Origin of the sequence: Paracoccus sp. (in: a-proteobacteria) (genome assembly GCF_030538755.1) — a bacterium.
Lineage (GTDB): Bacteria > Pseudomonadota > Alphaproteobacteria > Rhodobacterales > Rhodobacteraceae > Paracoccus.
The window spans coordinates 82263-103561 of sequence record NZ_JAUNTJ010000005.1; the positions used below are offsets into that span (position 1 = coordinate 82263).

Consider the following 21299-nt stretch of genomic DNA (forward strand, 5'->3'; position numbering starts at 1 on the left):
CCTCTCAGATGTTTTCACCGCGGATGGCATCGCAGACCGCATCCGTGACCTGCTGCGTGGTGGCGCGGCCGCCCACATCCGGGGTCAGGATACCATCGGCGCATACCTTGTCCACCGCGCGCATCAACCGTTCGGCGGCGGCGGCCTCGCCCAGATGATCCAGCATCATAGCTGCGGTCCAGAAGGTCGCGACGGGGTTAGCGATACCCTTGCCGGTGATGTCAAAGGCGGAACCGTGGATCGGTTCAAACATCGACGGATGGCGGCGTTCCGGGTCGATATTGCCGGTCGGGGCCACGCCAAGGCTGCCCGCCAGCGCACCGGCCAGATCGGACAGGATATCGGCATGCAGGTTGGTGGCGACAATGGTATCAAGGCTTTGCGGCTGTTTGACCATGCGCACGGTCATCGCATCGACCAGCATCTTGTCCCATGTCACATCGGGAAATTCCTGCGCAACCTCGGCTGCGATTTCGTCCCACATCACCATGCCGAACCGCTGCGCGTTGGATTTCGTCACCACCGTCAGCAGCTTGCGCGGGCGCGATTGCGCCAGCTTAAAGGCATAGCGCATGATCCGCGTCACACCCACGCGGGTAAAGATTGCCACCTCGGTGCCGACTTCTTCGGGCATCCCCTTATGCGTGCGCCCGCCATTGCCGGCATATTCGCCCTCGGAGTTTTCGCGCACGATCACCCAATCCAGATCGCCCGGCCCGACATCGGCCAAGGGTGACTGGATGCCCGGCAGGATTTTCGTCGGGCGGACATTGGCATATTGGTCAAAGCCCTGACAGATCGGCAGGCGCAGCCCCCACAGCGTGATGTGATCGGGCACATCCGGCGCGCCGACCGCGCCGAAAAAGATCGCGTCAAAAGGCTGCAACTGATCGCGCCCGTCATCCGGCATCAGCGCGCCGGTTTTCTTGTAGCGGTCCGACCCCCAGTCGAAATGCGTCACGTCCAGTTCGAACCCGCCGTCACGACGGGCCAGCGCCTCCAACGCCTGCAAACCGGCGGCGATGACCTCGGGGCCGATACCATCGGCGGGAATAGCGGCGATCTTGTAGGTTTTCATGACTGATCCTCCTGATTTCGCTCAGGCTAGCGGCTTGGGGCTGGCGCGCTCAATCCGCATTGAATTATATACAGATGCGCAATAATAAACCGATATGGACATCCAGCAGATCAGATGCTTTCTGGCCGTCGCCGACACGCTGCATTTCGGGCGCGCGGCGCAGGCGCTGGATATGCTGCCTGCCTCGCTTGGGCGTCAGATCAAACTGTTAGAGGATCGCTTTGGCGCGCGCCTGTTCCTGCGCACCACGCGCAGCGTGGCGCTGACGGCGGCGGGGGCGGCGATCCTGCCCGATGCCCGCGCATTGCTGGCGCAGGCCGATCTGCTGGATCAGCGCATCCGCGACGTGCGGCAGAGCGAAAGCCCGGCGCTGCGCATCGGGGCCATCGACAGCGCCGCCAACGGGCTGATGCCGCAACTGCTGCAACTGCTGCGCCAGCACCACCCCGAAATCGAGGTGCAGCTGATCGAGCAGAAAACCATCCACCTGCTGCCCAAGATCCTCAGCGGCGGGATCGACCTTGCCTTTTGCCGCCCGCCCGACATCCGCGACCCCAGGATCCGGTTCCAGACGCTGTTCTTTGAAACCGCCGTTGTCGCGCTGCCCCAAGGGCATCCGCTGGCAGACCGCGCCGGTCTGACCATCGACGATCTGGCCGATGCGCCGCTGATCGTGCCCGACCGCCGCTCGCGCCCGCATTCGCATGATCTGACCATCCGGCTGTTCACCGATGCCGGGCTGACCGCGCGGATCGCGCAGGTGGCCGAGGAAAAACACACCATCGTCAGCCTTGTCGCCACCGGCGCGGGGCTGGCCATCGTGCCGCGTTGGGTATCGCGCATCGCCGTGCCGGGGGTGGTGTTCGTGCCGCTGTCCCTGCCCGAGGGCAGCACCCGGCAAAAGCTGATCCTTGCCGCCGCATGGGCGCAAGGCACCCGCGACCCGCGCCGCGATACCGTGCTGGCGGCTCTGAACGCCAATCTGGCCCGGATCGAATCCAGCGCCTGATTGCGGCAAATATTTATATAATCCTGCGCGAATTGATCCGATGACCCCGCCCCGGTCACGCTTGCCCCGTGGTCCCGATCCGGGCCGCCGGGAACGCCTGAGGAGGAGGATTTCCCAATCATCGCGCCTGCAAGGCGCTGGCTGGCCATGGCTCCGATGGCATCGTCGATAAGGGAAGAGGTCGATGGAACCCGCCACAATTACCCTGCTGTTACTGCTGTTCGCCATCATCATGTTCGTGTGGGAACGCATCCCGCTGGCGCTGACCGCAATGATCGTCTGCGTCGCCCTTGCCCTGACCGGGGTTCTGGATGCGCGCACGGCATTCGCCGGTTTCGTCAACAACAACGTCATCCTGTTCGTGGATATGTTCATCATCGGCGGCGCGCTGTTTCAGACCGGAATGGCCGCGCAAATTGGCGGGCTGGTGACGCGCTTTGCCCGGACCGAGCGGCAGCTGGTGGTGGCGATCATGCTGATTACCGGGGCAATGTCGGGTTTTCTGTCAAACACCGGCACCGCTGCCGTGCTGATCCCGGTGGTGATCGGCATTGCCGCGAAATCTGGCTTTGCCCGGTCGCGTCTGCTGCTGCCCATCGTGTTCGCGGCCGCCATGGGCGGCAATCTCAGCCTGATCGGCGCGCCCGGCAACATGATCGCGCAAGCCGCGCTGGAACCGATGGGCCTGCGCTTTGGCTTTTTCGAATATGGCTATATCGGGCTGCCGATGCTGCTGACGGGGGTGCTGTTCATGGCCACCATCGGCTATCGCCTGCTGCCCGACCATCACATCCAAGAGGCTCAGGCCGACGCCCGCATCGACCACACCGACAGCCCGCCATGGAAGGGCATCGCCGCGCTGGTCGTGCTGCTGGCGACAGTTGTCGGTATGATGTTCGAACGCCAGATCGGTATTCCGCTGCATATTACCGGGGCCATCGGGGCGATTACGCTGATCCTGCTGCGGGTCATCACCGAAACGCAGGCCTATCAATCCATCGACGCCCGGACGATCTTTCTGTTTGGCGGCATCCTGTCGCTGGCGACCGCGATGGACCAGACCGGCGCGGGCACCATCGTCGCGGAAACCGTACTGCATCTGATCGGGCCGGATACGCCGATGTTCGTCATCATGCTGGTGATTTTCCTGATCGCCGTGGCGCTGACGAACTTTATGTCCAACACCGCCACAACCGCGCTGCTGGTGCCCATCGGGTTGTCGCTGTCGAACAGCATCGGTGCCGATCCAAGGGCGGTGCTGATGGCCATCGTCATTGGCGGCTCGCTGGCTTATGCCACCCCCATCGGGATGCCTGCCAATGTCATGGTTCTGGGACCGGGGCAGTATTCGTTCAAGGACTATGCCCGCGCGGGCCTGCCGCTGATCGCGGTGTCCACCATCGTCGCCATGATTCTGCTGCCGATATTGTTCCCGTTCTTTCCGTAACGCCGGGCTGTCCCCCGTCACGCAAAGGGCTTTATCGGCCGCATCACGGCCGGTATATCGGGCAGGGCTGTCCAGAATGGGATCAGCCCTGCCAGGGAACCCCGGATGTTCGGTTTTCGCGACATTGAGATCATCCGTGCAATCGTGCGTCACGGCGGCTTTCGCGCCGCGTCCGAGGCGACGGGGCTGGCGCAATCCGCCATCTCGCGCCGGGTGCGGCATCTGGAAGACCGGATGAAGATCACCATCTTTGAACGCGACGGGCGCGGGGTGCGCCTGACCGCCGTCGGGCGGCGGCTATGCGACGAGGCCGAACTGCTGGTCACGCAGCGCGACCGTATTCTGGATGAGCTGACCCAAGGCGTGATGGCGGGCGTCGTCCGTCTTGGCGTCGTCGAAACCATCACCCACACGATCCTGGCCCGGATGCTGACGGATCTGCGCGGCCGCCATCCGCTGCTGCGCTTTGATATATCCGTCGATACCTCGGAACAGCTTGCCGCAGAGCTGGCGCGGGATGAACTGGATGTCGTCATCCTGATGCGCGACCTTGCCCCGCGCGGCACTCATCTGACGCCTCTGCCGCCAGTCACATTGGGCTGGTTCGTGTCACCGCAGCATTTCACCCTGCCGCACCCCGCCGGAATCGACGATCTGGCAGCCCTGCCCATCGTGTCCTTTCCCAAGGCCACGATCCCCTATCGCCGGGTCGTGCAGCTTTTGTCGCCGGGCCGCAGACAGGTTGCGGCGGCGGTGCATGGTTCGGCCTCGCTGGCGACGATGCTGCATCTGGTTGGACAGGGATTCGGCATCGGCACGATTCCGCATGATATTGTCAGGACATGGCCCCATACCGGGCTGACCGAAATCCCCGTCACCCCCGAGGCCCGGCTGCCGGATCTGGAATTCGTGATCTGCCATATGCCCGAAAGGAATGAGGAAATCGGGCGCGAAGTCACCGCAGCCGCCATAAGAAACGCATACGACTGATCGCAAAATCAGATCATTATCGGCGATAACTGAACTATTGATCCGCGAAAATCCCGCCAGCAGACTGTTTGTTGTCACAAAGGGGGATACTGGCGTTGCAACAATCCGTCGATCTGTCCGATCCGCAAGCTGTGCGTGCCATGATCCGTCAGGGCGGGTTTTCCGGGCCAACCACTGGTCTGGGCGGCGATGCGTTGCAGGCCAATCTGGTGATCCTGCCTGCGGCTGACGCCACCGACTTCCTGCGCTTTTGCCAGCAGAACCCACGTTCCTGCCCGCTGCTGGCGGTGGGTGCGCCGGGCGATCCGTCGCTGCCAACCTTGGGCGAGAGGATCGACCTGCGCCACGATCTGCCACGCTATCGGGTGTGGCAGGATGGCAGGCTGGCGGATGAACCGACCGATGTTGCCGCCATCTGGCGCGATGATCTGGTGTCTTTTGCTTTGGGCTGTTCGTTCAGCTTTGAAGATGCGCTGATGCGCGCGGGTATTCCGCTGCGCCATCAGGCGGCGGGGCGCAATGTGCCGATGTATCGCACCACTATCCAGACCCGTGCCGCCGGACGCTTTTCCGGGCCGCTGGTCGTCAGCCTGCGCCCCATGCCCGCCGCCGACGCGATCGAGGCCGCAATTATCTGCAACGGCTTTCCGCTGGCGCATGGGGCGCCGGTGCATCTGGGCGATCCGGCGCAGATCGGCATCACCGATCTGACACGCCCCGATTATGGCGACGCGCCGGATATTCACCCCGGTGACATGCCGGTCTTCTGGGCCTGCGGCGTGACCCCGCAGGCTGTGCTAGAGGCCGCCAGGCTGCCCTTTGCCATCACCCATGCCCCCGGACATATGCTTGTCACCGATATTCCGGCGGGGCGTGCCACACGCGCCCTGACCGCCCCCGGACACCCCCGATAAAAACCAACCAACAGGAGAGATATGATGAAAAAGGCCCTTGCCACATTGATGACCGGAACGCTGCTGGCCCTGCCCGCCGCAGCCGAGGAATTCGCCGTCGTCGGCAGTTGGAGCAACCTGCCGCTGTATCAGCAGTTCGAAACTCCGTTCTGGACCGAACGCCTGCCCGAACTGACCGGCGGCGACATGAGCGCGCAACTGACCAGCTTTGACCAGATGGGCATCGCGGGCGCGGATGTGTTCCGTATGCTGGGCGATGGGGTGTTCGACATCGGCTCGACCGTGGCCGATTACACCGTCGGCGACGCGCCCGAGCTGGAAGGGCTGGATGTCCCGCTGGTCGCCAATTCCGCCAATGAGGCCAGGGCAATGGTCGATGCGGCCCGCCCGATGGTTGCCGACATCATGCGCGACCGCTTTGACGCGCAACTGCTGGGCATCGCCCCCTATCCGCCGCAGATCGTCTTTTGCCGGGGCGACGTGCAATCGCTGGCCGACCTGCGTGGCAAGAAGGTGCGCGGTTCGGGCCGGATGACCACCAAATTCCTTGAAGCCCTGGGGGCCGAAGGCATCAATATCGCCTTTTCCGAGGTTCCCGGATCACTGGAACGCGGGGTGATCGACTGCGCGGTGACGGGGGCCGGTTCGGGCTATTCGGCAGGCTGGTGGGAAGTGTCGGACCATCTGCTGACCCTGCCTCTGGGCGGTTGGGACCCGGTGGTGATCGCCATGAACGCGGATCGTTTCGACGGCTTGAGCGCGGATCAGCAGGCAGCCTTGCAAGCGGCTGTGACCGAGGGTCTGGAAGCCCCGGCATGGGCCGCAGCCGAAGGCGGGCTGCAAGGCGATCTGGCCTGCCTGACCGGCAGCGGCGAATGCGCGCGGGGTCAGGCCGCCTCGATGGTGCTGGTCGAAGCCAGCGAGGATGACATCGCGACCGCCCGCGGCATCCTGACCACCGAGGTTCTGCCCGACTGGGCGCGGCGCGCGGGCGATGACTGGGCGGCTCGCTGGAACGAAACGGTCGGCCAGACTGTCGGCCTGAGCGTCGGCCAATAAGGAAAGACCGCCGCCATGATGACAAGATTGCACGCCCTGTTGCGGCGCATGAATCGCTGTGTCGCGCTGATCCTTGGGGTGGTTCTGATCGCGACGATCCTGTTCATCCTGACCGATGTGCTGATGCGTGCCCTGAACATGGGATCGCTGGGTGGCTCGGACGAGATTTCGGGCTATGTCGTGGCGGCGGTCGCCAGTTGGGGGCTGTCCTTTGCGCTGCTGGAACGCGCCCATGTCCGCATTGATTTCCTGCGCCACAAGCTGGCGCAGGGTGGGCAGATCACGATGGATCTGTTCGCCATGATCGTCACCAATGCGGTTGTGGTGCTGATTGCCGTTCACTGCTGGCCGGTGCTGGAAAAGACGCTGCAACGCGGGGCGCGCGCCAACACGCCGCTGGAAACCCCGCTGTGGATTCCGCAAGGGATCTGGTTCGCGGGCTGGGTCTGGTTCGCCATAACCGCAACGCTGCTGACGCTGATTGCGCTGTCTTACATGATTGCCGGTCAACGCACAGCCTTTGACGCCGCCATCGGCATCGGATCAGAGGTGGAACAATGATCTGGACCGTTGGCATTGCCCTGCTGGGGCTGATGGCGCTGTCGATCCCTGTCGGTATCGTCATGTTCCTGCTGGGCATCGGCGTGGCCGAGTTCTATTCCTCATTCCCGCTGCTGCGCGGGCTGGGGCAGATGGTGTGGTCGTCTTCGGCTTCGTCCACGCTGATCGCCATCCCGCTGTTCGTCCTGCTGGGCGAAGTGCTGGTTCGCGGCGGCGTGGCCGAACGCACCTATGCCGCGCTGGATAAATGGCTGTCATGGCTGCCCGGCGGGCTGATCCATGCCAATATCGCCACCGCAACGATGTTTTCCGCCACCTCGGGATCATCGGTGGCCACCGCCGCAACCGTGGCAACCGTCGCCATGCCGCAGGCCGAGCGGCTGAACTATGACCCAAGGCTGTTTTCGGGTGCTATTGCGGCAGGTGGCACATTGGGCATCATGATCCCGCCGTCGATCAACCTGATCGTTTACGGCTTTCTGACCGAAACCTCGATCCCGCAACTGTTCCTTGCCGGGCTGATCCCCGGTCTGGCGATGGCGCTGGCCTTTGTCATCGTGACCGTGCTGCTGTGCATGGCACGCCCGAACCTTGGCGGTCCGTCGCGCCGTTTCACCTGGACCGACCGTCTGAGCAGCCTTGCCCAATTGCTGCCGATCCTGTTCCTGTTCGCGGTGGTCATCGGCTCGATCTATGCGGGATGGGCAACGCCCACCGAATCCGCGGCAATCGGCGTTGTGATGGCGGTGCTGATCGCGATGTTCGGCGGCGGGTTGAGCCTTGCCGCCATATCCGAAGCCCTGCAAGGCACGATCCGCATTTCAGCCATGATTATGCTGGTAATCGTCGGGGCCTATTTCCTGAACTTTGCCATGACCTCTGCCGGGCTTGGGCGGCAATTGTCGGCGCTGATCCAAGGCTCGGGGCTGACGCCGTTCGGCACGCTGCTGCTGGTGATCGCGCTGTATATCGTGCTGGGCTTTTTCATCGAAACCCTGTCACTGATGGTCGCCACGATTCCCATTGTCGTGCCGATCATGGCGGGCCTTGGCTATGACAAGGTGTGGTTCGGTATCCTGCTGATCGTGCTGATTGAAATGGCGCTGATTACCCCGCCCGTCGGTCTGAACCTGTTCGTCGTGCAAGGCGCCCGCAAGCGTGGCCCGATCAGCGACGTGATTACGGGGGTGATCCCCTATGTGCTGGTCATGGTGCTGATGATCGCGGCGCTGATCGCGCTGCCCGGTCTGGCGCTTTGGCTGCCCTCGGCTTTCTGAAAGGATAACACATGCAATTCATCGTTAACGGCACGCCGCTGGCGCTTGCCCCTGCCCATCTGGTTGTCGCTGGCTGGACCGGGCGCGACGCCGCCGCCATCGCCCATCATATCGAGGAACTGGCCGCGCTTGGGGTCAAGCCGCCCTCGGTCACGCCGCTGTTCTATCGCGCCTCGGCCACGCTGCTGACCCATGATGCGCGGATTCAGGTGGTGGGCAACGCATCCTCGGGCGAGGTCGAGCCGCTGATCGTGCAGGCAGACGGGCAGCGCTATCTGGGGCTTGGCTCGGACCATACCGACCGCGCGCTTGAGGCATATTCGGTTGCCATGTCGAAACAGGTCTGCCCCAAGCCCTGCGCCGCAGAATTATGGCCGTGGGACGAGATCAGCGACCGGCTGGACGATATCCGGCTGGAAAGCTGGATCAAGGAAGGCGGCGAATGGGTGGCCTATCAATCCGGCACGCTGGCAGCGATCCGCCCCCTGGCCAACCTGATCGCAGGTGCTGCGCTGGATGATCTGGCGCAGGACGGCCCCGTGCTGATGATGTGCGGCACCCTTGGCGCAAAGGGCGGTGTGCGCCCTGCAACGCGGTTCCGCATGACCATGACAGATCCGGTAACAGGACGGCAGATCAGCCATGAATACGAAACCACAGCCCTGCCGGACATCGCATGACCCGCTTTCTTGACAAGGTTCAGGCAGCCATCACCCGCACCGAGGCTTTGCCCGCCGACACCCGCCGCAGTCTTTTCACCGAGTTTTCGCCCGAACGTATCAACGCCGAGGCTGCGCATCTGTCAGCACGCCATGATGCGGGCGAGGATATGCCCCTGTTCGGCACGCTGATTTCCGTCAAGGATCTGTTCGACGAGGCAGGACAGATCACCAGTGCCGCATCCCGACTGTTGCTGGAAAACCCGCCCGCACAAACGGATGCCGTCGCGGTTGCCCGGCTGCGCAAGGCCGGGGCGCTGATGTTCGGTCGCACCACCATGTCCGAATTTGCCTATTCCGGTGTCGGCCTGAACCCGCATTACGGCACCCCCTCCAGCGTGCTGGTGCCGGGGGTGATGCCGGGCGGTTCGACCTCGGGCGGTGCGGTGACGGTGGCGATGGGGTTGGTTGACGCGGCGATCGGCACCGACACAGGCGGCTCGCTGCGGATACCGGCGGCGGCGAACGGGTTGTGGGGAATGAAGCCCGGTCAGGGGTTGATTGACGGGGCGGGCGTGCATCCGCTGGCACCGACTTATGACACGCCCGGCCCGATTGCCCGCGATCCGGGCCTGCTGCGGCAGATTCTGGAGATCATGGCGGATCGCCCCTTGCAGGCCGACCCGCCGCAAAAGCTGACGCTGGCCGTGCCCGAGGGCGCATTCACCGACGCCCTGACGCCCGAGGTTCACGCCCTGTTCGACGCCGAACAGGCCCGGCTTGTCCGTCTGGGCCATCGCCTTGAACCGCTCGATCTTGGCTGGCTGGGCGCGGAAATCGGGCTGAACCGCATCATCGTCTCGGTCGAGGCGCATCGGATCTATGCCGACCATCTGGACCGGCTGGCCGATCTTGGCGATCCTCGCGTGCTGGCCCGTATCCGCTTTGCCGAAACCCTGACCCAAGCGCAGATCGACGACGCCTATGCCTTGCGGGCCAAAATCGTTGAGCGATTTGACACCGCAATGACAGGCTTTGATGCGCTGCTGACACCAACCCTGATGGCGCTGCCGCCACTGATTGCCGACATCGAAAACGACTTCGACCGCCTGAACGCCGCCATGCTGCGCAACCCGTCGCTGGTCAATCTGGCTGATGGTTGTGCGATTGCCTTACCAACCCCCGGCCTGAACCCGCCCTGGTCCATGACCATGCTGGTCGGCCGCAAAGGGCAGGACGCCGCCTTGCTGGCGGCTGCGGGGCGGATTGGTTTTGTGGATTAAGCATGAAAGAGAGAGGATTTGCCGGATAAATGCGGCAAATCCCAGATCGGATAGCGCCTGCGGACGTGGTGTCATCCGGGGTGGAGTTTCAACGCTTCAACCACGCAGCATACGGAGAGCGCGGCCATGTTCTCGCCGATAGCACACTGGTCAGGATCGTCGGTCGGGGAAATATCGATGCCAAAATTCCGGCGGGCGCGGCGGATCAGCGTCAGTTAAGCGGGACCAAGCTGCCGGTCAGGGATAGACCTGTTTGACAGCATCAGACGAGACGATCATCTCTGGCGTTACGATGGCAAGATTTCTCATCCAGCCCCAGCACATCTCATCATCCGTGGCTTCAATGCAGGGGTAATGCCCTATCCTGCCCTTCAAAAGGGCTTGTCCAAGCGGCGTTTCCATCGTTGCCAAATCTCGGAGAGGCTTTGGTGATGCAAGCACTACGCCAGCATTCATCGCCGCTGCAAATGGTAACTCCGCGTTATAGAACTTACCATTTTCAAGCATCATATCAGCATCATACGGCATTTCCATCGCCACAATTCCGGCAAATGTCGCCATTGGCCCGGAATCGTAGCTGTTCGTCAGCGAAGCATCCATGCCGGTGACACGAAAGACCGCATACGGCACCCCGTTGATGAAATAATCCAGAGGCGTTTCCGTCACGCCGATCTGCTCATCAACGTAGATCGCGACCGGGCCGCCACTGGAAGGGCGAAGCACAGCCACTGATGCCCATTCCCCGGATTCAGCATCCCGGACGAGGTCGTCAAAGCTATTGAGGCCGTTGCGGAAAACCAAATCTCCCGGCAGCCAGTCCCATGCGGCTTCCTCGACACCTGCGGAATAGTCCGACGACCCAGGCTCTGGCCCAGCCAAGGAATTGTCATCTTGCGCCAACGCTGGCGCATACCATGCAATGACCACGCAAGCGGCCAAGAGCGTGCGTTTCATTCAGTTCCCTGTCGTTCATGTTCGTCGCGCAAACCCTAGCTTGGGACCAAGTGAACGCAAAGGGCTTAAGGCGGCATGGCAGCCGAACGTCATAATTCTCTGCTTCACGCTGCTGCTGAACCGTAAAGCGGTCTCGTGGTCTGGAACGAAGTCTTCGAGGAAAACGCCCTCGTCCACAACACCCTTTCCAAGCGCGTCGGCCTGCCCGAAAGCAATATCCTGTTTACCCCGTTGCCCCATCGTTCGCAAAGCGCGTTGGCAGGCATAGCATCTGGGCACCTCGCCAGTGTCATCCTTTGCCTTTGACGACGCCGCCTGAAATGCGCAGATCATCAACTCGTGGTTTGTGCTGGCTCGTGGAAAAGCGGCAGCCGCCGCTTTGTATTCTCATCGGTCAGGCTCTTTGCGGGGGCTGAACCGTAAGGAACGGGTAAACCCGTTGGAGCCTGATCCTGAATGCGCGATTTCTTGACGGGCGCTGCAAGGCAGAGCGTGATACGCGATCAAACAGCAGGGCAATGGCAACGATGGCCAGGCCGGCGCGCAGGCCAAGGCCCATTTCCATACGCGTCAGGCCGCGCGTGACCTCGGCACCCAGCCCTCCTGCGCCGACCAGCCCGGCCAGCACCACCATTGCCAGCGACAAAAGGATACATTGGTTCAGGCCGACGACCAGCGTCGGCAAGGCAGCCGGAAATTCAATCCGGGTCAGAATCATGCTGCGCGGCGCACCGATGGCCTGCCCCAGTTCCAGCAAGTCCTTGGGCACCTGCCGAAAGGCCAGTGTGGTCAGCCGCAGCATGGGCGGGATGCCATAGACGACCGTTGCCAGCAACGCCGGCACCTGACCCAGACTGAACAGGATCACCGCCGGAATCAGATAGACCCATGGCGGCACGGTCTGCATGATATCGAGGATCGGGCGCAGCGCCGCCTCAAGACGCGGCCGACGCGACGCCATGATCCCCAACGGCACGGCAATCACCACCGCCGCCGTGACCGCGGTAAAGACCAGCGCGACCGTCTGCATGGATTGCGACCACAGGTTCATCAGCCAGCAGAAGCCCAGGCACAAAAAGGCCAGCAACGCCGTCCGCAGGCCGGGAAGCAGGGCGACCGTGACCAGCACGATCACCACGATGGCGAGCGGATAAAGCAGCAGCGACTGAAACGCGCCGAGAACGGCCTCGACGGTGCGTCCGATGATATCAAACAGCCAGTGCATATTGGTATTCAGCCAGTCCACCAGGGGCGCAAGCCAAATGCCGACGGAAAACGGCACGCTCATGCGCGGCTCCTTTTCTGTTGCGCCATGCTTTGGGTCAGCCGGTCGATGACCATGGTCAGGATCACGATCGCAATGGCGGCGTCGATGGATTTGGCGATGTCCAGCGTGCGGATCGCGTCATAGATCGTCTGCCCCAGCCCGCCAGATCCGACGATACCCGCGATGACCACCATGCCGAAAGCCATCATCAGGGTTTGGTTGATGCCGGCCATGATGCTTGGAACGGCAAAGGGCAGACGGATCTTGAAGAACATCTGGCTGCGTTTCATACCCAGAGACTGGCCCAGTTCCAGAAACTCGGCCGGGGTGCGGGAAATACCTAGCGCCGTCAGCCGGATCGCCGGCGGCATCGCAACGATCAGCGTCGCGGCCAGTGCCGTCGCCGGACCAAAACCCAAAGGCGCGATGGCGGGCAGCAGATAGATATAGGGCGGCATGGTCTGGATCAGGTCCAGCACCGGCTCGACAGCGCGATTGAGCCGTGGATTGAACCCGGCAAGGATGCCGATGGGCAATGCGGCCAACAGGGCCAGGCAGGTCGCGCTGAGCACCAGGGCGAATGTGCTCATGGTTTCGGACCAAAGCCCCATGGACACGCAGACCGCAAGGCCCGCCGCGATGGCAAGCCCGGCACCGGCACCGATCAGGCGCCATCCGGCAAGGCCCAGAAGAACCATGGTGACATACCACGGCGCCCCCCCGAGTGCCCAGAATACCGCGCCGTAAGAAATCTCGAAGGCAAGCCGCAACCCGTCGAACAGGAAGGCGGCATGGTCAGTGACCCAGAACAGCGCATCATCGACGATGCGGTCGAAGTTGCTGGCGATCGTTGCGGGATTCATGCCGATCAATGCCTCCCGGTGTCAGGGACTTGCGATCCCTTGACCCCCAGCAACAGGCTGGTCGGCGTCACCACGCCCACTGTCCCGCCCGCCTCAAGCACGGCCAGCCCGGCACCGCGGTGGCTGGTCATCAGGTCGATCAGGCCGTCGATGTCTGTTTCAGGCGAGGTGGTGGGAAGGCTCTCGATCCCGATGCCCGGATGCTCCCGCCGGAAATCGGCGGGCGGGACCATGACCGAATGCGCCTTGATCAGATGCAGCTTCGAGATGCCGGCGACAAATTCGGCAACATAGTCGTCCACCGGGTTCAGGATCAGTTCTTCGGCGGTGCCGGTCTGGATGATAACGCCGTCTTTCATGATGGCAATGCGGTCACCGATGCGGATCGCCTCGTCCAGATCATGAGTGATAAAAATCGCAGACTTGCCCAGTTCTTTGGTCAACTGGCGGAATTCGTCCTGCAACTGCCGCCGGATCAGCGGGTCCAGCGCGGAAAACGGCTCGTCCATCAGGATGATCTCGGGGTCAGAGGTCAGCGCACGCGCCAGACCGACCCGTTGCTGCATACCGCCCGACAGTTCCGAGGGGTAACGCTCGATCCAATCGGCCAGCCCCACCTTGGTCAATGCAGCCTTGGCGGCCTGATTACGCTCGGCCTTGGGAATACCGCGCACTTCCAGACCGAAGGCGGCATTTTCCAGAACGGTGCGGTTGGGCAGCAAGGCCACGCTCTGGAAAACCATGGCGATATGCCTGGCGCGCAAGTCACGCAGGTCAGGATCGCTCATGGCACCAATGTCGTGGCCTTTGACCTTGATCTGCCCGCTGGTCGGCTCGATCAGCCGGTTCAGCATACGGACCAAGGTGGATTTGCCGCTGCCCGACAGACCCATGATGCAAAAGATTTCGCCGCGTCTGACCTGAAAGCTGGCGTCGGCCACACCGACGACACAGTTAAATTCCTGAAGAATTTCGCGCTTGCCGAGGTTGCGGCGCTGAACCGCGTCCATCGCGGCCGATGCCCGTTCGCCAAAGATCTTCCATGCCGACTGGCAGTCGAGCAGGATTTCCCCGGCATTCATGCTCCCTGTGGTCACTGTCCGTTTCTCCGAGATGACAGATGGCCGGGCCGCCAGAGATCACCGGCGGCCCAAGCGTGGCTTCAATAGCTTTTGATGTTCGACCAGCGTTCGAGCAGCAGACCGTGGCTGTCGATCCAGGACTGGATCGCTGCATCCATGGTCTGCCCCCCTGCAACGGCCGAGTTGATGGCCGCGATGTCGGCAATCGGCAGAAAGATCCCGGACAGGATTTCGCGCGCCTCGGGGTTGGCTTCGGAAAAGCCCCTTTGCGCGATCAGGTTATAGGACTGGGGCGGCGCGAAGACGCCCTGGGGATCAGCCAGGAACTTCATCCCGAATTGCTCGGCCATCCAGGTCGGCGTCCACAGCGTGACGACAATCGGTTCTTGCCGGTCCACCGCCGATTTCAGCGCCGCTGTCATGCCGGCGGTCGAACCCTCGACCAACTGCAATCTCAGGCCATATTTTTCGATGGCATCAGTCGTTTCACGCATCAACCCTGCGCCGGGTTCGATGCCGACGATCCTGCCGCCCAACCTGTCGGCATTGTCGTTCAGTTCTTCGAGGGAGTCGATGTCGACATAATCAGGAACCGCCAGGCCCTGATAAAGGCCATGCGACGCGACCGAAAGCTTTTCCAGCCGGTTCTTGTTCCTTTCCCAATAATCATGGGTAACAAAGTCAACCTGAGAGGCCATGACCTGCACATCGCCGCGGGTCAGCGCGGCATAGGCGATGCCCCATTCGGAAAACTCGGTCAGTTCAACCGTGTAGCCTTTGTCTTCAAGAACTTTCTTGGTCACAACCGCGATCGGCACCATGTCTTCCCAGGCCATCGTGCCCAGTTTGATCGTCTTGTCCTGCGCCTGCGCGGCAAAGGCGCCCATCCCAAGCATGGCTGCCGCAGCAACAGCCTTTATCAGTCGTTTCATATACACTCCCCTTTGATTGCCTGACCGGGCTTCGTTTCTGGCCCGATCCATGAAGAAACCGCGTGGCCGGACTGAGCCTTTGCTCTGCCTTCGAAGATTATATTGACACGCTATCTTTCATTAGACATTCTGTCTATAAATAATTCAAGAAGGACGATATCCGACGAATGGCGTACAGGTTGTCTACAGGTGATAATGGAGGTCTTGTCATGCCGATGCGGAAACCCGACGCAGCCGAACCCAACGTGATTAATCTTGATAAGAAACAGGTTCTTGCCCTGGAATTGCGGCGACGGATCCTGCTGATGGAAATCGCCCCCGGCGCCGTGATCGACGAACAGGAACTGGCCGATGAGTTCGGCCTTTCACGCCCCCCTGTTCGCGAACTGATGCGGCAGATGGCGGGTGAAGGCTATATCCAGCTGGAGACGAATCGCCCCGCCCGCGCCACGTCGATGAGCTATCACGCCCTGCGCGACTTTTATCTTGTCGCACCAATGATCTACATTGCCTCGACCCGGCTGGCGGCCGAAAATGCCCGGCCTGCCGAAATCGCCACGCTGCGCCGGATCCAGCAGGAATTTCGCGCCGCGATCCTGGGGCGCGATCTGGATGCCCGTATCTTTGCCAATGACGCCTTCCATCTCGAAATCGGCAAGATTGCCCGAAACGCCTATCTGCTGCCCAGCCTGCGGCGGCTGCTGATCGACCATGCGCGGGTCGGCCGGACCTATTATCGCGACGATGTTTCCGAACGCAGCGAAATCGAGATTGCAGCCGCCCAGCACGACCAGATCATCGACGCCATCGAGCGCCGCGATCCCGAAGCTGCGGGGCGTGTCGTGCAGGCGCATCTCGAATTGTCGCGGCGCAACATGGCCGCTTACGCCGTCCCGGAGGGGATGGAGATACCCTCGACAAGTTGACTTCGTCATCAGGGAGAAATCATGACCGATCTGCTGACCACCCAGGAATATCACGCCATCGCAGCCGGGCTGCACCTGCCGGCGCTGGCCTTTATCGACGGCGAATTCCGGCCCGCGCTGTCGGGCAAGACCTTCACCACCACCAACCCGGCAACGGGCAAGCCGCTGGCCGAAATCGCCGCCTGCGCCGCCGCAGATGTCGATGTCGCCGTGGCCGCCGCCCGCACCGCCTTTGACGACGGCCGCTGGTCGCGTCTCCATCCCGGCGAACGCAAGGCAATCCTGCTGCGCCTTGCCGCGCTGATGGAGGAAAACGCCCGCGAACTGGCGGTGCTGGAAAGCCTGGATGCCGGCAAGACCATCTATGACTGCGAAACGGTCGATGTGCCCGAAACCATCCACGTCATCCGCTGGCACGCCGAACTGATCGACAAGATCTATGACCAGGTGTCGCCCGCGTCCGACAGTCACATCGCCATGATCCTGCGCGAGCCGGTAGGCGTGGTCGGGCTGGTGCTGCCGTGGAACTTTCCGCTGCTGATGCTGGCCTGGAAGATCGGCCCGGCACTGGCCGCTGGCTGCACTGTGGTGCTGAAACCCGCCGGAGAAACCACGCTGACCACGCTGCGGGTGGCCGAACTGGCGGCCGAAGCCGGGTTGCCGGCGGGCGTCCTGAACATCGTTACCGGTTCGGGTTCGGACGTGGGCGAGCCGCTGGGCCGGCACCCGGACGTGGATATGGTCAGCTTTACCGGATCGACCGTGACCGGGCGGCGGTTCCTGCATTATTCCGCCGACAGCAACCTGAAAGAGGTGGTGCTGGAACTGGGCGGCAAGAACCCCTGCGTGGTGCTGGACGATGCCGAGGATCTGGACGCGGTGGCGGCCCATGTCGTCAACGGCGCCTTCTGGAACATGGGGCAGAACTGTTCCGCAGGGTCGCGGCTGATCGTGCAGCGCGGCATCAGGGACAAGCTGCTGGAAAAGGTCCGCGCCGAGGCCGCGACCTGGCTGGTGGGCGACCCGCTGGATCCCGGCACCCGCATCGGCGCACTTGTCAGCCCGGCGCATTTCGCCAAGGTCAGCAACTATCTGTCCCTGCGCAATCGGAAAACATCCTGACCGGCGGAAAGATCGTCAAGCCGGGCTTCATCGAACCGACCGTGGTTGAAACCGCCCGCGATTCCAGACTGGCGGTCGAGGAAATCTTTGGCCCGATCCTGACCGTGATCGTCGTGGACAGCTTTGACGAGGCCATCGCGGTGGCCAACGATACCGAATACGGGCTGGCCGCGTCCATCTTCAGCGCCAACGGCAAGCGGGCGCTGCGCGGGGCGCGGATGCTGCGTGCCGGCACGGTCACAGTCAACAGCTTTGGCGAAGGCGACATCACCACGCCCTTTGGCGGCTACAAGCAGTCGGGTTTCGGCGGGCGCGACAATTCGATCCATGCCCATGACCAGTATACCCAGCTGAAAACCATCTGGCTCGACCTGAACTAAGGATCACCGACATGACCGATTTTGCCTTTCCCGGCCTCAACCTGGCCGTCACGACTCCTTTTGACCGGGACGGTCGCGTCGCTTTCGACCGGCTTGAGGACCATCTTGAACGCTATATCGCCGCCGGCGTGTCAGGCTTTGTGCTGAGTTCCGGCACCGGGCTGCATGCCTATCTCTCGCGCGAGGAATCCGACGAGCTGGTGGCCCGTGGCACCAGAATCATCAACGGCCGTGCCAAGGTCATCGTGCAGACCTCGGCGCTGATGATCGAGGATGTCATTGCCCGCACCCGCCACGCCGCCGGGCACGGTGCCGACGGCGTGATGCTGTTGCCGCCGTTCTTCGAAGGTCCGACCAGCGACGACGATGTTTTCGCCTTTTATGAAACCGCGTCGCAGGGCGGATTGCCGATCATCGGCTACAACGTGCCTCATGTCGTGGGCGTTGCCATCACGCCAGACCTGTTCCGCCGGCTGGCCGAGATCCCGAATTTCGTCACCATCAAGGACAGCAGCGGCGATCTGGTGCAACAGACCGATCTGATCCGCACCGGCCTGCCGATGATGAACGGTGCCGATCCGCTGATGCCCTATGCGCTGCTGGCCGGGGTGCCGGGCCTGATCTGGGGCGGGGCGAATTTTGCGCCAAAGGCTTGCGTCGCCGTGGTCAGGGCCGCCGCGGCAGGGGACTGGAACAAGGTGCGAGAGCTGTGGCGCCCGCTCGAACCGGCGATGAACCTGATCTGGCAGGGCGACTATGGGCAATCGGTCTATGCCGCAGCCGAGATGACCGGCTATGGCGCGGGCAACCCGCGCCGTCCGTTCAGCCCGCTTTCCGCCGAAAAGCGCGAGGTGCTGCGGGCTGCGCTTGGCGGGCTGATCGAATACGAGGCGCAATCGTGACCGCGCACAGCATCACCGAAGGCCAACTGCCCCGGCATCCGGGCCTGTCGGGCTGGGTGGCCATGCTGCCGCCCCGCAGGCCAAATCCGGCGCTGAAACAGGCGATCACTGCGGACATCGCGGTGATCGGCGCCGGTTTCGCCGGCCTTTCGGCAGCGCGGCGGCTGGCGCAGGAAAAGGCCTGGCCGCGCGAGGTTCTGGAGATGTGCGGGCGCTACAACGTCGCCATGTCGCCCCAAGGCGATCACCACATTCTCGACTATGCCAGACAACTGGACCAACTGGGCGAGGCCTATCGCCTGCTGGACCGTTCCGAGATCGCGGATGTGACCGGCTCGCAGGCCTTCAGCTCGGCGATCTTCATGCCGGGAACCGTCATAGTGCAGCCCGCCGCCTATATCCGCAATCTGGCCGATGCCCTGACGGGCAATGTCACGCTCTATGAACAGTCACCCGCCATGACCTTCGAGCCAAATGGCGCAGGCTGGCTGGTAAAAACCCCTGTCGGCTCGGTTCAGGCGGGGCGGATCGTGCTGGCCAATAATGGCTATGCCGAGCGTTTCGGCTTTTTCCGAGGCCGGTTGCTGCACGTCTATACCTATGCCTCGATGACCGGGCCTTTCTCTCCGAACCGCCTTGGCGGGTTCCGGGACTGGGCGGCGACGCCATCCTCGCCCATGGGAACGACTCTGCGCCGCGTCTCGGGGACCGATGGCGACCGGCTGCTGGTGCGCGCACGCTATACTTACAACCCCGGCATGAATGTCGGCGAAAACACGCTGCGCCGCGCCGGACATGTGCATGACACAAAGTTCGCCCACCGCTTCCCGGAACTGGCGGATGTAAAGATGCAATACCGCTGGGGCGGCGTGATGGCGGTGACGCTCAACAGCGTCCCGGCCTGGGGTGAGGTTGAAAAGGGCATCTTTGCCGCCTGTGGCTGCAATGGGCTGGGCGCATCGAATGCGACCGCCTCGGGCCTTGCCGCCGCAGAAGAAATCATGGGCATCCCGACCGACCTGACCCGCATCTATCGCAACTTTCCGGCCCCGAAAAAGCTGCCCCCGCAGCCTTTTCTGACGATTGGCGCCAAGGCGACGCTGGCGATTCGCGAACACAGGGCCGGCATCGAATAAGATCAGGGTCATGCGTCACCGCTTTTTCTCTATCGACAACCACACCACCGGCAACCCACCCGGTCCGGGTCACTGCCGGTGGCCGCAGTTGCCGCATCTGCCGATCTTCAGGCACCGCGGCCTGTTCCTGCGCGACCACGACTGGATACGCACCGCCCTGATGTTCAAGGCGCGCGGATTACCGGCCACAGCACCATCCTGCTGGCAGGAAAGCCAGATACGTCCCGATCGCATGATTGCGTCGTCAGCACCCATGCAAGGGTGATATGGGTCGCATCCCCGCCCCCGTAACAGCGCGCAGATCGCTGGCGGTCGTGGCCGAGGTGCCGGGGCGCCTCTGGATGGCCGGGGTTCTTGTTGTGGGGTGGAGCCGGACAATCCGTTTCCGCCGGGCTATCGCCTGAACGATATCTGGTTTTCCCGCGTCTGAGACGTCGCATCCTTGCCACGGGATCAAGGGCGCGCAGCCCGGTCGGAGATAACCTCAGGGTCAATTTTCTTCACCCATCGCACAAAAGACGGTAACGCTGCGGGGTCGGCGGCGTCTTTGATGCCGTAGATATTATGAGTTCGCCACAAGCCAATCCGCAAACAAGCGGGCCTTGGCCGAGGCCCGGTCATTGATCCTCAGCGCGAAGGCCACTGGTGACGGGATGCTTTCCGGCACCAGATTGACAAGTTTGCCGTCTGCAAGGGCACGATCCATAAGCCCTTCCCAGCCAAGCACCGCACCAACATCGTCTGCCGCCGCCTGCAAGGCGATCATGTGGTTGTTGACGAACAGGCCGCGCCCGGATGGCGAAGGCTGCCCCAATTCGTGGAACCAGTCGGTCCAGCTGGTCCAGGAGCTTTCGTCATGGTTCATGTGGATCAGCGGCGCATGCAGCAGATCTTCAACGCGGGTGATGCCGTGTTCCGCAGCAAAGCGCGGGGTGCCATAGGCAAGAATCCTGTCGCGGAAAATCTCTCGCGATGTGCCAATGTCTGCGGACACGGCATAGCCGATGTGCAGATCGTGCCGGCTTGTGGCCTTGGCAACATCGGTGATGATCTGCGAAACCGTGATGCCGGGATGGGTCTTCCAGAACGCCGTGATCTTGGGCGTCAGCCATAATGCGCTGACCGCCGTGGTCGTGCGGATGGTGACGTCCACGGTGTCGCGACGGTCGCGCAATTGGCCGATGGTATCCGAGATCGTCTCGAAGCCACGTTGCAGCGCGATCAGCAGGAAGGCGCCTTTCTCGGTCAGTTCCACTCCGCGATGCCGACGGATGAACAGCGCGCAGTCCAGATCCTGCTCAAGCGCCTTGATCTGATGGCTGATGGCAGCCGGGGTGACGTTCATTTCTTGTGCAGCCGCCTTGAAGCCAGCGTTGCGCGCGGCGGCCTCAAAACAGATCAGCGCGGTCATCGACGAAAAGTCATAGGGTCTGGGCATGATCGTCAGCCAGTTATGGA

The 21299-nt window shown here is 62.5% G+C and carries 20 protein-coding genes and 1 pseudogene; 14 read left to right on the forward strand and 7 right to left on the reverse strand.

What is annotated here, in order from left to right; genetic code table 11:
• Positions 1-4: 4 nt before the first annotated feature.
• The gene (locus Q4G14_RS04705; protein ID WP_303360577.1) at positions 5-1078 is read right to left on the reverse strand and encodes a tartrate dehydrogenase; all 1074 of its coding nucleotides are present in this window, start codon (positions 1076-1078) and stop codon (positions 5-7) included.
• A gap of 94 nt (positions 1079-1172) precedes the next feature.
• On the opposite strand from Q4G14_RS04705, the gene Q4G14_RS04710 reads away from it, so the two are divergent.
• The 9 genes from Q4G14_RS04710 (at position 1173) to Q4G14_RS04750 (ending at position 10277) form a co-directional block, all read left to right on the forward strand.
• Positions 1173-2087, forward strand: coding sequence for a LysR family transcriptional regulator (locus Q4G14_RS04710; protein ID WP_303360578.1), 915 nt, complete (start codon positions 1173-1175; stop codon positions 2085-2087).
• A gap of 184 nt (positions 2088-2271) precedes the next feature.
• Positions 2272-3534 (forward strand): SLC13 family permease, encoded by a 1263-nt coding sequence (locus tag Q4G14_RS04715; RefSeq protein ID WP_303360579.1) that lies wholly within the window; start codon positions 2272-2274, stop codon positions 3532-3534.
• A gap of 105 nt (positions 3535-3639) precedes the next feature.
• Positions 3640-4524, forward strand: a complete 885-nt coding sequence (locus Q4G14_RS04720) for a LysR family transcriptional regulator (RefSeq protein WP_303360580.1) — start codon at positions 3640-3642, stop codon at positions 4522-4524.
• A gap of 95 nt (positions 4525-4619) precedes the next feature.
• Complete coding sequence (locus Q4G14_RS04725; RefSeq protein WP_303360581.1) at positions 4620-5438, forward strand: putative hydro-lyase; 819 nt, start codon at positions 4620-4622, stop codon at positions 5436-5438.
• 24 nt (positions 5439-5462) lie between these two features.
• A complete protein-coding gene (locus tag Q4G14_RS04730) occupies positions 5463-6497 on the forward strand; it encodes a TRAP transporter substrate-binding protein (protein WP_303360661.1) in 1035 nt (344 codons plus the stop codon).
• Between the two features lie 48 nt (positions 6498-6545).
• Complete coding sequence (locus tag Q4G14_RS04735) at positions 6546-7058, forward strand: TRAP transporter small permease subunit (RefSeq protein ID WP_303360582.1); 513 nt, start codon at positions 6546-6548, stop codon at positions 7056-7058.
• Positions 7055-8335 carry a TRAP transporter large permease gene (locus Q4G14_RS04740; protein WP_303360583.1) on the forward strand — a complete coding sequence of 427 codons (1281 nt, stop codon included), beginning with the start codon at positions 7055-7057 and terminating at the stop codon, positions 8333-8335. Before Q4G14_RS04735 ends, Q4G14_RS04740 begins: the two co-directional genes overlap by 4 nt.
• 11 nt (positions 8336-8346) lie before the next feature.
• Positions 8347-9015, forward strand: coding sequence for a DUF2848 domain-containing protein (locus Q4G14_RS04745; protein WP_303360584.1), 669 nt, complete (start codon positions 8347-8349; stop codon positions 9013-9015).
• Complete coding sequence (locus Q4G14_RS04750) at positions 9012-10277, forward strand: amidase (protein ID WP_303360585.1); 1266 nt, start codon at positions 9012-9014, stop codon at positions 10275-10277. Before Q4G14_RS04745 ends, Q4G14_RS04750 begins: the two co-directional genes overlap by 4 nt.
• A gap of 237 nt (positions 10278-10514) precedes the next feature.
• Here Q4G14_RS04750 and Q4G14_RS04755 read toward each other — a convergent pair whose 3' ends face one another.
• From Q4G14_RS04755 to Q4G14_RS04775, 5 genes are all read right to left on the reverse strand, one after another.
• Positions 10515-11231: a peptidoglycan peptidase gene (locus tag Q4G14_RS04755; protein ID WP_303360586.1), complete on the reverse strand. Its 717-nt coding sequence runs from the start codon at positions 11229-11231 to the stop codon at positions 10515-10517.
• A 394-nt stretch (positions 11232-11625) separates the two neighbouring features.
• The gene (locus Q4G14_RS04760; protein WP_303360587.1) at positions 11626-12519 is read right to left on the reverse strand and encodes a proline/glycine betaine ABC transporter permease; all 894 of its coding nucleotides are present in this window, start codon (positions 12517-12519) and stop codon (positions 11626-11628) included.
• The gene (locus Q4G14_RS04765) at positions 12516-13361 is read right to left on the reverse strand and encodes a proline/glycine betaine ABC transporter permease (protein ID WP_303360588.1); all 846 of its coding nucleotides are present in this window, start codon (positions 13359-13361) and stop codon (positions 12516-12518) included. Before Q4G14_RS04765 ends, Q4G14_RS04760 begins: the two co-directional genes overlap by 4 nt.
• A 5-nt stretch (positions 13362-13366) precedes the next feature.
• On the reverse strand, positions 13367-14443 hold the full coding sequence (locus Q4G14_RS04770; protein WP_303360589.1) for a glycine betaine/L-proline ABC transporter ATP-binding protein: 1077 nt from the start codon (positions 14441-14443) through the stop codon (positions 13367-13369).
• Positions 14444-14523: 80 nt separating this feature from the next.
• Positions 14524-15375, reverse strand: a complete 852-nt coding sequence (locus tag Q4G14_RS04775) for a glycine betaine ABC transporter substrate-binding protein (protein ID WP_303360590.1) — start codon at positions 15373-15375, stop codon at positions 14524-14526.
• A 215-nt stretch (positions 15376-15590) separates the two neighbouring features.
• Here Q4G14_RS04775 and Q4G14_RS04780 point away from each other — a divergent pair, with 215 nt between their 5' ends.
• From Q4G14_RS04780 to Q4G14_RS04800, 5 genes and pseudogenes are all read left to right on the forward strand, one after another.
• A complete protein-coding gene (locus Q4G14_RS04780; RefSeq protein ID WP_303360591.1) occupies positions 15591-16301 on the forward strand; it encodes a GntR family transcriptional regulator in 711 nt (236 codons plus the stop codon).
• Positions 16302-16322: 21 nt separating this feature from the next.
• Positions 16323-17803 (forward strand): annotated as a pseudogene (locus Q4G14_RS04785) (aldehyde dehydrogenase).
• An 11-nt stretch (positions 17804-17814) separates the two neighbouring features.
• Complete coding sequence (locus tag Q4G14_RS04790; protein ID WP_303360592.1) at positions 17815-18705, forward strand: dihydrodipicolinate synthase family protein; 891 nt, start codon at positions 17815-17817, stop codon at positions 18703-18705.
• On the forward strand, positions 18702-19841 hold the full coding sequence (locus tag Q4G14_RS04795) for an FAD-binding oxidoreductase (protein ID WP_303360593.1): 1140 nt from the start codon (positions 18702-18704) through the stop codon (positions 19839-19841). The genes Q4G14_RS04790 and Q4G14_RS04795 overlap by 4 nt, the downstream gene beginning before the upstream one ends.
• Before the next feature lie 10 nt (positions 19842-19851).
• On the forward strand, positions 19852-20106 hold the full coding sequence (locus tag Q4G14_RS04800) for a proline racemase family protein (protein ID WP_303360594.1): 255 nt from the start codon (positions 19852-19854) through the stop codon (positions 20104-20106).
• A 297-nt stretch (positions 20107-20403) separates the two neighbouring features.
• Here Q4G14_RS04800 and Q4G14_RS04805 read toward each other — a convergent pair whose 3' ends face one another.
• Positions 20404-21279, reverse strand: coding sequence for a LysR substrate-binding domain-containing protein (locus tag Q4G14_RS04805; RefSeq protein ID WP_303360595.1), 876 nt, complete (start codon positions 21277-21279; stop codon positions 20404-20406).
• Positions 21280-21299 lie beyond the last annotated feature (20 nt).

Bases quoted from the DNA above. Each gene is read 5' to 3' on its own strand.
- Q4G14_RS04705 (WP_303360577.1), bottom strand. From the start codon at position 1,078: ATGAAAACCTACAAGATCGCCGCTATTCCCGCCGATGGTATCGGCCCC.
- Q4G14_RS04740 (WP_303360583.1), top strand. From the start codon at position 7,055: ATGATCTGGACCGTTGGCATTGCCCTGCTGGGGCTGATGGCGCTGTCG.
- Q4G14_RS04745 (WP_303360584.1), top strand. From the start codon at position 8,347: ATGCAATTCATCGTTAACGGCACGCCGCTGGCGCTTGCCCCTGCCCAT.
- Q4G14_RS04720 (WP_303360580.1), top strand. From the start codon at position 3,640: ATGTTCGGTTTTCGCGACATTGAGATCATCCGTGCAATCGTGCGTCAC.
- Q4G14_RS04765 (WP_303360588.1), bottom strand. From the start codon at position 13,361: ATGAATCCCGCAACGATCGCCAGCAACTTCGACCGCATCGTCGATGAT.
- Q4G14_RS04800 (WP_303360594.1), top strand. From the start codon at position 19,852: ATGCGTCACCGCTTTTTCTCTATCGACAACCACACCACCGGCAACCCA.
- Q4G14_RS04710 (WP_303360578.1), top strand. From the start codon at position 1,173: ATGGACATCCAGCAGATCAGATGCTTTCTGGCCGTCGCCGACACGCTG.
- Q4G14_RS04715 (WP_303360579.1), top strand. From the start codon at position 2,272: ATGGAACCCGCCACAATTACCCTGCTGTTACTGCTGTTCGCCATCATC.
- Q4G14_RS04730 (WP_303360661.1), top strand. From the start codon at position 5,463: ATGAAAAAGGCCCTTGCCACATTGATGACCGGAACGCTGCTGGCCCTG.
- Q4G14_RS04735 (WP_303360582.1), top strand. From the start codon at position 6,546: ATGAATCGCTGTGTCGCGCTGATCCTTGGGGTGGTTCTGATCGCGACG.
- Q4G14_RS04780 (WP_303360591.1), top strand. From the start codon at position 15,591: ATGCGGAAACCCGACGCAGCCGAACCCAACGTGATTAATCTTGATAAG.
- Q4G14_RS04770 (WP_303360589.1), bottom strand. From the start codon at position 14,443: ATGAATGCCGGGGAAATCCTGCTCGACTGCCAGTCGGCATGGAAGATC.
- Q4G14_RS04755 (WP_303360586.1), bottom strand. From the start codon at position 11,231: ATGAAACGCACGCTCTTGGCCGCTTGCGTGGTCATTGCATGGTATGCG.
- Q4G14_RS04775 (WP_303360590.1), bottom strand. From the start codon at position 15,375: ATGAAACGACTGATAAAGGCTGTTGCTGCGGCAGCCATGCTTGGGATG.
- Q4G14_RS04750 (WP_303360585.1), top strand. From the start codon at position 9,012: ATGACCCGCTTTCTTGACAAGGTTCAGGCAGCCATCACCCGCACCGAG.
- Q4G14_RS04805 (WP_303360595.1), bottom strand. From the start codon at position 21,279: ATGCCCAGACCCTATGACTTTTCGTCGATGACCGCGCTGATCTGTTTT.
- Q4G14_RS04790 (WP_303360592.1), top strand. From the start codon at position 17,815: ATGACCGATTTTGCCTTTCCCGGCCTCAACCTGGCCGTCACGACTCCT.
- Q4G14_RS04760 (WP_303360587.1), bottom strand. From the start codon at position 12,519: ATGAGCGTGCCGTTTTCCGTCGGCATTTGGCTTGCGCCCCTGGTGGAC.